The organism is Mesorhizobium sp. AR07 (assembly GCF_024746815.1).
In the GTDB taxonomy this organism is placed as follows: Bacteria; Pseudomonadota; Alphaproteobacteria; order Rhizobiales; family Rhizobiaceae; genus Mesorhizobium.
On record NZ_CP080527.1, the window covers coordinates 149,040 to 161,534 of the forward strand.

At 60.0% G+C, this 12,495-nt stretch carries 14 protein-coding genes and 1 pseudogene; 8 read left to right on the top strand and 7 right to left on the bottom strand.

The window, feature by feature from the left end; genetic code table 11:
- Positions 1-34 precede the first annotated feature (34 nt).
- The 4 genes from bioD (at position 35) to panD (ending at position 3,432) form a co-directional block, all read left to right on the top strand.
- Positions 35-670 (top strand): dethiobiotin synthase, encoded by a 636-nt coding sequence (gene bioD / locus BPNPMPFG_RS35195; protein ID WP_258598160.1) that lies wholly within the window; start codon positions 35-37, stop codon positions 668-670.
- Positions 670-1,929: an adenosylmethionine--8-amino-7-oxononanoate transaminase gene (locus tag BPNPMPFG_RS35200; RefSeq protein WP_258598162.1), complete on the top strand. Its 1,260-nt coding sequence runs from the start codon at positions 670-672 to the stop codon at positions 1,927-1,929. The genes bioD and BPNPMPFG_RS35200 overlap by 1 nt, the downstream gene beginning before the upstream one ends.
- Positions 1,926-2,909 (top strand): 3-oxopimeloyl-[acyl-carrier-protein] synthase BioZ, encoded by a 984-nt coding sequence (gene bioZ, locus BPNPMPFG_RS35205; protein ID WP_258598163.1) that lies wholly within the window; start codon positions 1,926-1,928, stop codon positions 2,907-2,909. The genes BPNPMPFG_RS35200 and bioZ overlap by 4 nt, the downstream gene beginning before the upstream one ends.
- 70 nt (positions 2,910-2,979) lie before the next feature.
- Positions 2,980-3,432: an aspartate 1-decarboxylase gene (panD, locus tag BPNPMPFG_RS35210; RefSeq protein WP_258598164.1), complete on the top strand. Its 453-nt coding sequence runs from the start codon at positions 2,980-2,982 to the stop codon at positions 3,430-3,432.
- 431 nt (positions 3,433-3,863) lie between these two features.
- Here the strand turns inward: panD and BPNPMPFG_RS35215 are convergent, their stop codons facing one another.
- Positions 3,864-4,049 (bottom strand): hypothetical protein, encoded by a 186-nt coding sequence (locus BPNPMPFG_RS35215; RefSeq protein ID WP_258598165.1) that lies wholly within the window; start codon positions 4,047-4,049, stop codon positions 3,864-3,866.
- Between the two features lie 732 nt (positions 4,050-4,781).
- Between BPNPMPFG_RS35215 and ald the strand changes: the two genes are divergently transcribed.
- On the top strand, positions 4,782-5,897 hold the full coding sequence (ald, locus tag BPNPMPFG_RS35220) for an alanine dehydrogenase (RefSeq protein ID WP_258598166.1): 1,116 nt from the start codon (positions 4,782-4,784) through the stop codon (positions 5,895-5,897).
- Between the two features lie 606 nt (positions 5,898-6,503).
- Entirely contained in the window at positions 6,504-6,962 is a 459-nt protein-coding gene (locus BPNPMPFG_RS35225; protein WP_258598168.1) for a Ros/MucR family transcriptional regulator, read from the top strand.
- A 249-nt stretch (positions 6,963-7,211) separates the two neighbouring features.
- Here BPNPMPFG_RS35225 and BPNPMPFG_RS35230 read toward each other — a convergent pair whose 3' ends face one another.
- The 4 genes and pseudogenes from BPNPMPFG_RS35230 to BPNPMPFG_RS35245 form a co-directional block, all read right to left on the bottom strand.
- Complete coding sequence (locus BPNPMPFG_RS35230) at positions 7,212-7,424, bottom strand: cold-shock protein (RefSeq protein ID WP_258598170.1); 213 nt, start codon at positions 7,422-7,424, stop codon at positions 7,212-7,214.
- Between the two features lie 636 nt (positions 7,425-8,060).
- Positions 8,061-8,447 (bottom strand): hypothetical protein, encoded by a 387-nt coding sequence (locus BPNPMPFG_RS35235; protein ID WP_413776914.1) that lies wholly within the window; start codon positions 8,445-8,447, stop codon positions 8,061-8,063.
- A gap of 174 nt (positions 8,448-8,621) precedes the next feature.
- On the bottom strand, positions 8,622-8,960 hold the full coding sequence (locus BPNPMPFG_RS35240; protein ID WP_258598173.1) for a hypothetical protein: 339 nt from the start codon (positions 8,958-8,960) through the stop codon (positions 8,622-8,624).
- 231 nt (positions 8,961-9,191) lie between these two features.
- Positions 9,192-9,326 (bottom strand): annotated as a pseudogene (locus BPNPMPFG_RS35245) (phospholipid N-methyltransferase PmtA); the annotation flags it as partial.
- A 587-nt stretch (positions 9,327-9,913) separates the two neighbouring features.
- On the opposite strand from BPNPMPFG_RS35245, the gene BPNPMPFG_RS35250 reads away from it, so the two are divergent.
- Entirely contained in the window at positions 9,914-10,168 is a 255-nt protein-coding gene (locus BPNPMPFG_RS35250; protein WP_258598203.1) for a WGR domain-containing protein, read from the top strand.
- 202 nt (positions 10,169-10,370) lie between these two features.
- A complete protein-coding gene (locus tag BPNPMPFG_RS35255; RefSeq protein WP_258598174.1) occupies positions 10,371-10,667 on the top strand; it encodes a hypothetical protein in 297 nt (98 codons plus the stop codon).
- Between the two features lie 728 nt (positions 10,668-11,395).
- Here BPNPMPFG_RS35255 and BPNPMPFG_RS35260 read toward each other — a convergent pair.
- Both BPNPMPFG_RS35260 and BPNPMPFG_RS35265 read right to left on the bottom strand, forming a co-directional pair.
- Positions 11,396-11,653: a hypothetical protein gene (locus BPNPMPFG_RS35260; RefSeq protein ID WP_258598176.1), complete on the bottom strand. Its 258-nt coding sequence runs from the start codon at positions 11,651-11,653 to the stop codon at positions 11,396-11,398.
- A gap of 600 nt (positions 11,654-12,253) precedes the next feature.
- On the bottom strand, positions 12,254-12,454 hold the full coding sequence (locus BPNPMPFG_RS35265) for a hypothetical protein (protein ID WP_258598177.1): 201 nt from the start codon (positions 12,452-12,454) through the stop codon (positions 12,254-12,256).
- Between the last annotated feature and the right edge of the window lie 41 nt (positions 12,455-12,495).

Below are 12,495 nucleotides of genomic sequence, written 5' to 3' on the forward strand. Positions count from 1 at the left end.
TTGAGGTGTTGGCCCAAACATGACCGGAGGCGGCATGACCCAACGCATCGTCATCACCGGAACCGACACCGGAATTGGCAAGACCGTGTTTGCGGCCGGGCTGGCCGGCCTGCTCGACGGCTTCTATTGGAAGCCGGTTCAATCGGGTCTCGACGGCGAGACCGACAGCGAGGTGGTTGCGCGGCTTGCTGGCCTGCCGTCGGGGCGCGTGCTGCCGGAAGCCTACCGCTTGAACAGCCCACTTTCGCCGCACCGTTCGGCCGAGATCGACGGCATATCGATCGAGGCGGCAGATCTTTCATTTCCGGTCCTGCCGGCGCCGCTGGTTATCGAGGGCGCGGGTGGGCTGATGGTGCCGCTCAACCGGCGCACAAGGTTCATCGACATCTTCGCTGAGTGGCAGCTACCGGTCATTCTGTGCGCCCGCACCACGCTCGGCACCATCAACCACACGTTGTTGTCGATCGAGGCCCTGCGCGCCCGCTCCATCCCGCTGGCGGGCATCGCCTTCATCGGCGATGAGATGGCCGATACGCAACGGACAATCGTGGAATTCAGCGGTGCGCCGCAGCTCGGCAGGCTACCGCACCTCGTTCCGCTGACGGACAAAACGCTGAGAGACGCAATGATTGCCGGCTTCGCCTTCGCCTCGATTACAGGAGATGACTGATGTCGCATGTCTGGCATCCCTTCACACAGCACGCGCTTGAGCCGGTGATCCCTGAAATCGTCCTGACCGAAGGCGCCTATCTCCACAAGGCTGACGGCACGCGCATCCTGGATGCGATTTCCTCCTGGTGGGTTGTCACGCAAGGCCACCGCCATCCCCGCATCATGAAGGCTATCGAGACGACCGCGTCAAGCCTCGACCAGATCATCTTTGCCGGCTTCACGCACGAGCCAGCGGAGCGCTTGGCCAAGGCGCTCGTCGGCCTCGCTCCCGCCGGTCTCGACTGGGTGTTCTATTCCGACAGCGGCTCGACCTCAGTCGAAGTCGCGCTGAAGATGGCGCTCGGCTATTTCCGCAATATCGGCGCCCCGCGCTCGCGCATCGTCGTCATGGAGCACAGCTATCATGGCGATACGATCGGCACGATGAGCGTCGGCGCCCGCGGTGTGTTCAACGCCGCCTACGAACCCTTGCTGTTCGAAGTCGACACCATCCCCTTCCCGGCCGCCGGGCGCGAGCAGGAAACGCTGGATCGGTTCGAGGCTGTCTGTCGCGACCGGCGCGCCGCCGCTCTGATCGTCGAGCCGCTCGTGCTTGGCGCCGGCGGCATGCTGATGTATCCGGCCTGGGTTCTGACCGAATTGAAGAAGATCGCCGAGGCCTCCGGCACGCTGCTGATCGCCGACGAGGTGATGACCGGCTGGGGTCGCACCGGGACCATGTTCGCCTGCGAGCAGGCATCCATCTCTCCGGATATCCTGTGCACCTCGAAGGGGCTGACGGGCGGCGTGATCCCGTTGGCCGCCACGCTTGCGACCGATGCCATCTTCCAGGCCCACTATTCGACGGACCGGAAGAAGACGTTTTTCCACTCGAGCTCCTACACCGCCAATCCGATTGCCTGCGCGGCAGCACTCGCCAATGTCGAGATCTGGCATGACGAACCGGTGGCCGAGCGTATCGCGGCCCTGAGCGCGCGACAGGCCGCCGGGCTTCGGCGCTTTCGCGACAATCCGTTCTTCACCGACAGCCGGACGACCGGCACGATCGCAGCCCTCGATTTGCGCGCCGGCTCAGCCGGTTATCTGGCCGAGATCGGGCCGAAGCTGCGCGCTTTTTTCCTCGAGCGCGGCCTGCTCGTGCGCCCGCTCGGCAATGTCCTCTACCTCCTCCCACCCTATTGTTTCACCGGCGACGAGCTCGAGCGACTCTATGACGCCATTGAGGAGGCGGGCGAACGCTTCGGTTCGAGGCCATGAGCAGATCATCGCGCATTCTTGGGTTTGGCCATCATGCGCCGGCGCGCAGGGTCGAGAACCCGGAAATCGAGAACAGTCTCGGCCTCGAACCCGGGTGGATCGAGCGGCGCACCGGAATTCGTTCGCGCTTCTGGGCAACGGACGAAGACACGCTGTCTGGCCTTGCCATGTATGCCGGCGACATGGCGCTGGCGAACGCCGGTATTGATCGCTGCGACATCGGTCTGCTGTTGCTTGCCACCTCGACGCCCGACCACCTTCTGCCGCCCAGTGCACCTCTGGTCGCGCACAAGCTCGGCCTTGGCCGCGCCGGCGCGGTCGATCTGACGGGCGCCTGCGCCGGCTTCATCTATGCGCTGATGTTCGCCGACGGCTTCACTCGCTTACATGGCAAACCAGCGCTGGTCATCGCCGCCAACATCCTTAGCCGCCGCATCAATCCAGCCGAGCGCGCAAGCTCGGTCCTTTTCGCCGATGCCGCCGGCGCCGTGGTTATCCGTCCTTGCGATAACCCAGATCGGGGCATTCTCGGCGCCTCGGTGGATTCCGACGGCTCGCGCTACGGACTGATCCAGATCCCGGCAGGCGGAAGCAACATCCCGTTCCATGACGGCCTCGACCTTGGGCAAACCCGCATGACGATGACCGACGGACGCGAAGTGTTCGCCAAGGCTGTCGAGATGATGACCAATTGCTCGATAGGCGCGCTTGCCGCTGCCGGAGTGCGATCACATGATGTCGGCCGGTTCGTGCCGCATCAGGCCAATGCTCGTATCTTCGATGCGGTCGGGAGAAACCTTGGAATAGCCGATCAAGCAATCGTCAAGACGATCGCCGAATACGGCAACTCTTCCGCCGCGACAATCCCGCTGTCGCTGTCGCTGGCCAATCAGACGGAGCCGTTTCGGCCGGGCGAGAAAATCCTGCTGGCAGCCGCAGGGGCGGGTCTCAGCGGCGGCGCGCTCGTCGTCGGAGTTTAGCGGGGCGACCGAGCCGCCAAGAGCACGGCAAGAACCTGACCGTGTATGATCGATAGGGACAAAAGAACCAATGCGAAAACTAGTCGCCGGCAAGCTGCACGGCATCTACGTCACCGAGGCGAACCTCAACTACCATGGTTCGATAACGCTCGACCCTGATCACTGCGAGGAAGCAGGGATCCTGCCCATGGAATTTGTGGAGATATGGAACAAGAATTCCGGTGCGCGGATTTCGACCTATGTCATTCTTGGCGAGCGCGGCTCACGATGCTGTATCCTCAACGGAGCGGCTGCCCGTACCTGCCAGCCCGACGACCAGATCATTGTCTGCAACTCCATCTATCTGGACGAAGCGCATATCACTTCGCTGAAGCCGCGGATTGTCACGTTCGACCAGGACAACAACATACTCGACCGCCTGAGCTACTCCGTCGATCTCGACGCCGATGGCCGCTACACCTTCTCCATTCTTGACGAGGCGGATGAGGCTTTGGCCATTCCTGCCCTGGTCTCCGGGGCGTGACACCCGCCGTACATGTGAGAAAGTCTCCGTCCCGTTGCAACTTGCCCAGCGCTGAAGAGGACCTAAGCCTCACGGATCTGCGTCACTCCAGCTTTGAGGAGAGGCGCGCCGCGCCTTTCGCAACAGAGGGCTTCGAGAGATGGCGCAATGTCCGCATCTCCACGCTGAGCCAACAGCAACGCGGCTCCAGTATGATTTTGCGTGTTTCACCGCTGTCTGAGGTCGGTGGCGGTGGCGGTGCAAATTCTTGCTGCTTTTACGGGCCGGTTCCTTGACGACCTGGCTTTTCATGATCTAGCCGCTGTCGATCAAGCAGGTCGCATGGCCAAGACGGCCGCAAGCAGCATTGAAATGGCCCTTCGGCGATGTGTTCCGCCCGCCGGCGCAAAGGCTCACCAGCCATCAACGTCTCCCCAAATCCGGTGCAGACGTCAGCGTTCGTCAATCGGTGGCTTGCCAGCAAGGCCGAGCCTGGCGCGCTGGTCATCGGCGACATTTTCGGCGGGAGACTGTGTCTTGAACCGAAGAACTGTCAGTTTGCCGTCCTCGACAATATGAACGACCCATCCCCCACCGGCGCGTTTGACGCGCACGTCATTTGGCTCGCCAACCACCATCGCTGCCCCTCATTTTCGTCGCCCTGGACCGAGACTGGAAGGCGTTCCCCGCGCAGCGAAAAACACGAGAGCTTACGCAACGTCAAGCGCAGATTTTGTGATAGCTGACGCCTTGCCGATTTGACGGCGAAGAGGATTTGTTCCCGGAACGTCCGACCGCGCGGCATCTTGCGCTCGTATCGATTTAGATGCCCAGATCTTGAATGTTAATGCAGGCTTAACTACCCGCAGCCAATGTGATTGAGGACGCGTATTCAGTCCGAGTAGCGCCGCAAAAACCCGCCGCTCGTGCCCAAGAGCGGCGGGTTTTTCGGCTGTGAAACGCTGGCGCGGAGAAGGCGGTGCAATCTAATCGCTGCGCCGCCGACAGGTCGCGACCGGCGGGCAGCAGGACATCGTCGGCAGACGTGGTTTTCACAGCAGCGCGTCACGATCGCCCTAGTTTTGCCGAGCCGTCATGTGCAGCCATGGCGTTCACGCCGGACTGAATCCGGCGCTCATCTTTCTGCAAAGTCCCAAAAGAATGGCGATATCGATCCTGTCGAGAATGGCGATATCAATCGTGTCGAGCGGCAGTTTTCGTGAATCCTGCGAATATCTCACTATTTCGCGCAACGATTATCGAAACTGGGCTGTTCGCGCAAGCGCATTCGCAAACACCTGCACAGCGATTCGTGGTTCACTCCATCCATACAGGGTACGAGCCCAAAAGGGCCGGATCAGGAGAAGACAATGCGCGTCGGCTGCCCCAAGGAAATCAAGAACCACGAATATCGCGTCGGCCTCACGCCGGGCTCGGTTCGCGAATATGTCGCCCATGGCCATGAAGTGCTGGTCGAGACCGGCGCCGGCGCCGGCATCGGCGCCGATGACAACGCCTACCGCGCGGCTGGCGCAACGATCGCCAAGACGGCTGCCGACGTGTTCGCCAAGTCGGACATGATCGTCAAGGTCAAGGAGCCGCAGCCCAATGAATGGGCCCAGCTTCGCGACGGCCAGATCCTGTATACCTATCTTCACCTTGCTCCGGATCCGGAGCAGACCAAGGGCCTGCTCGCTTCCGGCGTGACCGCAATCGCCTACGAAACCGTGACCGACGACCGTGGCGGCCTGCCGCTGCTGGCACCGATGTCGGAAGTCGCCGGACGCCTGTCGATCCAGGCCGGCGCTACAGCACTGCAGAAGGCCAATGGCGGCCGCGGCGTGCTGCTCGGCGGCGTGCCCGGCGTGCTGCCCGGCAAGGTCACCGTGCTCGGCGGCGGCGTCGTCGGCCTGCATGCGGCCCGGATGGCAGTGGGTCTCGGCGCCGACGTCACCATCATCGACCGCTCGATCCCGCGCCTGCGCCAGCTCGACGACCTCTTTGCCGGCCGCGTCCACACCCGTTACTCGACCGTCGAGGCGCTTGAGGAAGAGTGCTTTTCGGCCGACATCGTTGTCGGCGCAGTGCTCATTCCAGGCGCCGCGGCACCAAAGCTGGTTTCGCGCGAAATGCTGTCAGGCATGAAGAAAGGCTCGGTGCTGGTCGACGTCGCCATCGATCAGGGCGGCTGCTTCGAGACCTCGCATGCCACCACTCACGCCGACCCGACCTACGAGGTTGACGGTGTCATCCACTACTGCGTTGCCAACATGCCGGGCGCTGTGCCGGTCACTTCGGCTCATGCCCTCAACAACGCAACGCTGCATTACGGTCTGCAGCTCGCCGACAAGGGCCTGAAGGCGCTGGTCGACGACCACCATTTGCGCAACGGCCTCAACGTCCATAAGGGAAAGATCACCAACCGCGCTGTCGCCGAAGCACTCGGCTACGAACTGGTCGAGCCGAAGGCGGTGCTCGCCGCCTGATTTCAACAAAAAGAGTTTCCTCCCGTCGCCCGCCGGTTCGTTCCGGCGGGCTTTTTTTGGCGACGATTGGCCAGAGGCGTCTTCCCCTCTCCTTTCCATCAATGTCGCGGTGCAGCTCGTCGGGGCGAAGCCTGGTCGAGGATGAAGCTGAACGCCCCTCCGCCGGCTCTTCCAGATGCTGGGTACCGAGCCCCTCCCCGTGAGCACGCGCCTTGGCGCCCGAGGTGCTTGTTCAATCGTTGCGACCAGATCCCAGATCATTGTGAGTTCGATCCTGCTGCTTTACAGGCGGCCAGCTCTGCTCTCGGGGTAGCCATTGTCGAGCGCGCCGGACATGATTCTCCGAATAATCTATTCCGATCTTCAGCATAGAAGATATCTAGAACGGGCTTGGCGGCGTTTCAGGATCGCCTCCTCATCACATCGAGCATGGACGCTCCAACCGCGGTCGGATCAGCACGAGCAAGACGGCGGGATGCGTCGCTATTGACCACGGTGCAGGACGAGCATGGCAAAAGTCTTGCCGGGGCTTTATTGCATTCAACAGCAACCGCCACTATGTAGCGACACTTCGCCAGCTGTCTTTCAAGCGACCCGGAGAGTTCCATGACAGAAGAAGCGGACAACAACATCGACGTCCTCATCGAGCTCACCGCCGATGTCGTCTCAGCCTATGTCTCCAACAATCCGGTCCCGGTAGGTGAACTCCCTGCCCTGATCGGCCAGGTTCACACAGCGCTGAAAGGCACGGCCGGCAGCGTTTCCGCAAAAGAGCCGGAGGCTCTCGAGCCTGCAGTCCCGGTCAAGAAGTCGGTGACCCCGGACTACATCATCTGCCTTGAGGACGGAAAGAAATTCAAATCGCTAAAGCGCCATCTGTCGACCGACTATGGGCTGACGCCGGACGAATATCGCGCCAAATGGGGTCTATCGGGAGATTATCCGATGGTCGCGCCGAATTACGCCGCTGCGCGCTCGGCGTTGGCTAAGACGATGGGGCTCGGCCGCAAACCGAAAGAGCCGGAAACGGAGCCGGCGAAGACCCGCAAGAAAGCCGCCGCCTGACTTTATCTCTCGAGGTTCGTTGTGGCGCGCGCAACAGACAAAGTCTGCGCGGAATATGAAAAGGCGGGGAACCAACCCCGCCTTCCCTTTCAAACAGCTTGGGTTCCCCAGGATTCGCGCCGGCTTGCAGCAATCTCCTGCTCCAGCGTTCCGGTCGAGCCTTGTTCTCGCCCGCTTCTTATTGGGCGGCCATCAGTCAGTCCTCGCCGTACCGCGTCCATCCGGCGGTTGCCAGCAGGCAGGAGAAAATTAGCCAGCTTTGCTGAGGCTGCCAGCTGAGGACTTGCCCGTGCGGCGGTCCTGTTCGACTTCATAGTTGATCTTCTGACCATCAGCGAGGGTCGAAAGGCCCGCTCTTTCAACGGCGGAAATGTGGACGAAAACATCCTGACTGCCATTGTCGGGTTGGATAAATCCAAATCCCTTGGTGCTGTTGAACCACTTCACGGTTCCGGTCGCCATATGTCTGTTCCTTTGTAACAATTGCAACGTGGGCAGGCCGTTAGGCCAGTCCCGATTCATAACCGAAAATCTGGAGTTAGGCGCAGCAAAAACGAAAAATTTGCAAGGCCGGTTTGATCGGCCGGCAGCAACTCGCGCGCTTCATCATGACCCTATCATCGTCCTGCGTTTCCGCCGCTCACATAGCCCAAAACAACCGCGGGATCTGAAGCCTGGCAGAGCCATATCATATGGCTATGATCTCCTCCGAGGACAGCCGTCCGGCGCATTGGCCGCAACACATAGTCCTGCAGGTGACCGTAAACCTTTGCAATTAGGATGCGCCAGGGTCTCGGGTCACGGCAGGTTTCTTGGTCCGAAGGTGATGCCAGGGTGGTTCGGATAGATCCCGCCGGAGCCCGTCGCGTCCCGCGTTCAACGTGAGCAGTTTGAGGACGGGGACGAAGCCGGGTCTCACTGCCGAGAGGCTGCTGCTGGCCGCCGTTCGCGCGCCTGCTTGCTTATCGCCGCCGCGCCATCTGCCAAGAACGTTTTCGATAGCCGGTGAAATTGACGAGTTGGACGCCAGGCACACTTGCAACCGGACATGATTTCTCCGCTGCTTGGCCCGCAAGGTAGGAAGCGGCGCTCAGCCGGTTAGAAAAGGGCGAAGTGACCTGAGCTCCGAAGCTTCGCTAGCAGGATGATGGCCGTTCCGCAGGGGTCAACCTTCGCTTGCTCACGTAACGGAGACGCATCCCAGGCAGCCAACTCTGCCACCAAAAGGGCGGTGTCGCCGTTTACCGATGCGCATCTAAGTTGTCCATTCTTCTCCATCACGATTATTGCCGTGCCGGTCACGCCATATCCAATCGCAGCCATGCGCTGAACGCAGATATCGCCGTCGACACGGACATCGAAAAGAACCGATCCAGCGGTTTTCTGCGCGGCGTCAGCCACACGATCATAGAACGGCCGATGCAGGCCTTCGATATTGCCGAGTGACTGCTCAAACAACGCCAATTCAACATGCTCCGCCACCATGGCTGCGAAAATGCGCGCCGGCTGGCTCAATGGACAATAGGCCAGGGCTGACTATCCACACACCAACCGCGCTCCCGATGCCTACATCGCAACTGCGTTTGACCGGCGCTACTTCGCTTGTCCGCGGCATGCCCAAAGCCGTTGCAGCGCCTCCTCAAACAGATTGCGCAGGCATCAGAGCCGAAGATGGCCGATAGGACGGACGACCTTCTGGAGTATCACTTCGTTTGTCCTCCCAAGCGCCGCCGCCCTTTTCCCAAGAACCTCTTTGTCTTCGCTAAAATAGCCAAAGTTAAATTTCGAGCGTTTCGGCTTGGCGGAAATTAGGGTCTCGGTGGATAAATCCGCATGGCTTTTGGGGTACTGGCAGGAAGACCGATGCGCGGGCGTGGATGGATCAAGGCATTGCGTCAGGACGACGCTCGGCAGGTGCGTGCGCGCATTGCGGAACTGGAGCGCGACCTCATGGCGACCACACCACAAGGGCGCCATCGACGTTTCGAAGCCGGACATGAACTCCGCAATGCGAAGTTCCGCCTCGAATGCCTGGAGGAATGCATCGCCGGAATATCGGAGAGAGGTGCGCGTTAGCGGGAGCTTCGCCGCTCTCAATCTGCCCTGGTGCGACTGGTCGGAGGGGAAGCCCAATGCAGACAACCATGTTCTGCCTGCTCGTCATCGGCACTCTGGCCTATGTCGTCTACCGCTGTACGAAGAAGTTGGTCGAGGACGTGCCCGATACCTAGCCATGCGGCGCGCCGTATGGATCGAGGTGGGCATGAGTGCGCCCACACCTTTCTTATCCTTCTGCCAACATTTGAAGAATTGCACTTCTTCCTCAAATTTCTTGCCAAGTCGCTCTTTCAATCGAAAGACCATATCTGCTCCCTTTTCCCGATCCTGAATCGGAGCGACTTTTTGTCGAAGTTTTGCTGCATAAACAAGCCTGACTGTGAGGGCTGATTGCCGCGCGGGAGCTGCGAACCGCCCTCGCCGGCTGGCACGCCCTGTCGATCGAAGCGACAATGGCTGCCTTCAGCCGCGTAGCATCGGCAAGCCCCAGATATGGTTCGAGGCGAAGTCCACGCCTTGTTGCGCCGGCGAACTTCCTGACCAGCGCAGCTCCTACAAAGCCCACTCTTGTCGGCGAGCTTCGGCGTTAACGGCAGCACATGCGACTTGCAACCCTTGCTTATAGTCTGGAGAGAGCCTGACGCCGGTATCAATGCAAGAGTTTAAGTGCCGGTTTTCGATTGGACACTCGAAATGGGGCGCGTCGGTGTTCGCTGTCGCAACGAAGACCGCGAGATGCTCAAAGCGATCATGAAACGCATCATCCGCGAATGGCGAAAGGGCGTGAGCGCTGACGCTGGTGCCACTGATCCATCAAGATGAAGAATCCATGGCGACGGACCGATTCTTGAAAGTCGTTGGACGCCGCTTCCAAAGGAAGCGAGACTCCGGCCATGGAGAGAGAGGAGACAGGCTCGGTTCATCTTCGCCGCATCGATCCGGCGCAGAACATGCGGCGCTTCTATACGCTCGCGATCCAGCCTACCCTGTTTGGCGGCGCCTCCGTGATCCGCAACTGGGGCCGGATCGGCACGAATGGCCAATCGATGATGGAGACATTCGACAGCAGCGACGATGCCGATTCCGCGTCGAAGCGACTCGAACGCTCGAAGCGCCGACGTGGATATCGCGATAACGGCGCCGCCTGAGGGCGCAGCTTGCTTGCGCATGAACTGTGCGAAGCTCCGTTTTCGGTCCCTCTCAGAGGAGATGACGAGATCGTGTCGGAAGAACGCGATACCACCAGACGCGCAGCAAGCTCCGCTACTGTTGGAACTTTTCATGGGAATCCGATCCGAAATGAGGGATGAATCCGAGGAAATATCGAACACCCTCATGTGGACTTGCCGCATGATCCTGGAAAGCGGTACCGAGGATCGGCAGCGTATCGCGCTCGCCTATCAGGAAGCGCAAACCCTGGTTGCCAGCATCCCGAGGGACATTGGCGATGCTCGCCCGCGCATCGCGGCCTGCATCAAGCGGTCTGATACCTATAGGGCGGTGGACGATATTGCCTGCTTCGGTTGGACGCTGACGGCCATTGAGGAGCGGGTGGACGAACGAAACCTCTCCACCTGGCGGCAGCTCCGCAAGATCATTGACAAGATCCTCAGGGAGCTGCCCTTGTCCAAGCCGGCAGTGCATTGATGGGCAACGCGATCCCCTCATCTGCCCGATCGGAGTCGCCCTTCGTTCAAGTGACCTTGCCTTCGATGCCGAGATCGATGTCGGTCGCTAGCGCTGCCTCCACCTTGGCGCTGACAACCGCGCAAGCGCTCGAAATCGTCGAGAGCATGATCGAGGCAGGGAGACGGCTCCAAGCGGCGTCACCGTCATGCGGAGCTCGATGTCGTAATCCGCGCCGGTCCACATCAGGATGGTGCTATAGCGATACCCAAGCGCTGACCCTCATATTCGAGATCGAAAAAGCCGATCAAGCGATGATGGTTCACCCTCTTGTTAGAGCTGGATGACCGCCTATGTAGCCAGATCTTGCGAGCCGCACGAGGCAAAGCCTTCCTGCCGGCATCCTGCTTTTCAGGTGACCGCCGCATTGCATTGGGCACGCACACAGGGGACCAGCACGAACATTCCAGGCGCAAATGTGGGGGAAGGAGGGAGCATCTCCGTTCTTGCATAGCTGCACTGCACAAAATGTGTTTGCGCATCGCACAATTTTTAGCCATTAAGCCTACGGCTGATGCACGCGATGGTCTCCTCCCATTCCATCGTATCAGCTGTTCCTCTGGAGGTTTTAACCTTCACACCTAAAGGGCCTCGGTTTTCCGATGGCCCTATTTTTTTGGCGGTACCATTACCTTCGTCACTGTGCGCAACGCGGGGCGACCGCCGCTTCAGCCATCAGACTTTTGGGGTCATTTCGCCCTGGCGGAGACGACCCCTCCCGACAGAAGCCTGACCTTTGCCAGTCTTCTACGGGCAAGCGTTCGCGCCAAAAGTTCAAAGCCGCGTCCGTAACATTCAACAATGAAAGCCAGCGTCATCAGATCGAGCAGAAAGTCGTCGATCGCATGTCTTTGTTCAAGCTGAAGCAGCAGGGCGCGCGTCTCTTCGATCGCGGCCCGGCAATCGTCTGCGTCAATCAGCGAGTCAATCCTGTCGAAGATCTGCAAGCGTCCTCACTCTCCCCAAGACATACTCAGCGCATCCAACGCCGCTGGTGAGTGAGTTTCCAACGAAAGAACATGGTCGCGGCTCGCGAAAAGGCATCGCTCAGCATAGTGCCCTTTGATGAAGCATAATGGGTGAAACGACAAGCGAGAATCCGGGCTCCCACTACTACGCACCTTGGATGACGTGGGTAAAGCAAGATGAACCGGTCCGGGTCTGCTTAAGCGGCTCTTGGCCGCAAAACTCTGGTTAGGTTCCATCTTTGCGTCTTTGGCGGAATCTAATGCTTCTCGCCGGCTGGCGAGATGAGCTCCCGAATCGTTGATACGGTCTGCTTGGCGTCCAACGCGAGCTCAGCCGGCTTTTGCGCTTATGTCGGAGCGCCAAAACCGACCGTTATGTCGGCAGCGCCTTAATCAATTTGAACGGGAGACGCCGGATTGGCTTTGGAAGCACGTATAGGACAGCCCCTGGCCTAGTACCGAAGGGCATGAGGCGCCGGCCACACAATGGGTGAAGGCAGCCTGGCCGGGCGTATCAGACACCAGCCAGGGAAACCGGACTTGCGCCGCGCTTCGCTACTTGGATTTTCTCGACGAAAACTAGCGCGCCGATTGCTTTCTGGCAATGGCGACAGCGCAGAGGAAAGCCAAAGCAGCGGTGTCACACGCCGTTCGAGAGTGCCCTTTTGCGAACAGTACGGCATCCGCAATCGGGAGCGTCAGGCCATGCTTTTTAGCGAAACAGGTAAGCTCATAAGGCTGATCGTCATCTTGATTGCCAATACCAAGTTGGTAGTCCATCGATCATTTCCTCCCGTGTTCGCGACTATCCCCTCTTTGGG

What these genes read in the sequence shown, in the direction of transcription:
- BPNPMPFG_RS35215 (WP_258598165.1), bottom strand. Translation starts at nt 4,049, where the DNA reads ATGGTGGTTGGCGAGCCAAATGACGTGCGCGTCAAACGCGCCGGTGGG.
- BPNPMPFG_RS35200 (WP_258598162.1), top strand. Translation starts at nt 670, where the DNA reads ATGTCGCATGTCTGGCATCCCTTCACACAGCACGCGCTTGAGCCGGTG.
- BPNPMPFG_RS35255 (WP_258598174.1), top strand. Translation starts at nt 10,371, where the DNA reads ATGATCCTGGAAAGCGGTACCGAGGATCGGCAGCGTATCGCGCTCGCC.
- BPNPMPFG_RS35250 (WP_258598203.1), top strand. Translation starts at nt 9,914, where the DNA reads ATGGAGAGAGAGGAGACAGGCTCGGTTCATCTTCGCCGCATCGATCCG.
- BPNPMPFG_RS35265 (WP_258598177.1), bottom strand. Translation starts at nt 12,454, where the DNA reads ATGGACTACCAACTTGGTATTGGCAATCAAGATGACGATCAGCCTTAT.
- BPNPMPFG_RS35235 (WP_413776914.1), bottom strand. Translation starts at nt 8,447, where the DNA reads ATGGTGGCGGAGCATGTTGAATTGGCGTTGTTTGAGCAGTCACTCGGC.
- bioZ (WP_258598163.1), top strand. Translation starts at nt 1,926, where the DNA reads ATGAGCAGATCATCGCGCATTCTTGGGTTTGGCCATCATGCGCCGGCG.
- BPNPMPFG_RS35240 (WP_258598173.1), bottom strand. Translation starts at nt 8,960, where the DNA reads ATGTCCGGCTTCGAAACGTCGATGGCGCCCTTGTGGTGTGGTCGCCAT.
- panD (WP_258598164.1), top strand. Translation starts at nt 2,980, where the DNA reads ATGCGAAAACTAGTCGCCGGCAAGCTGCACGGCATCTACGTCACCGAG.
- BPNPMPFG_RS35230 (WP_258598170.1), bottom strand. Translation starts at nt 7,424, where the DNA reads ATGGCGACCGGAACCGTGAAGTGGTTCAACAGCACCAAGGGATTTGGA.
- BPNPMPFG_RS35225 (WP_258598168.1), top strand. Translation starts at nt 6,504, where the DNA reads ATGACAGAAGAAGCGGACAACAACATCGACGTCCTCATCGAGCTCACC.
- ald (WP_258598166.1), top strand. Translation starts at nt 4,782, where the DNA reads ATGCGCGTCGGCTGCCCCAAGGAAATCAAGAACCACGAATATCGCGTC.
- bioD (WP_258598160.1), top strand. Translation starts at nt 35, where the DNA reads ATGACCCAACGCATCGTCATCACCGGAACCGACACCGGAATTGGCAAG.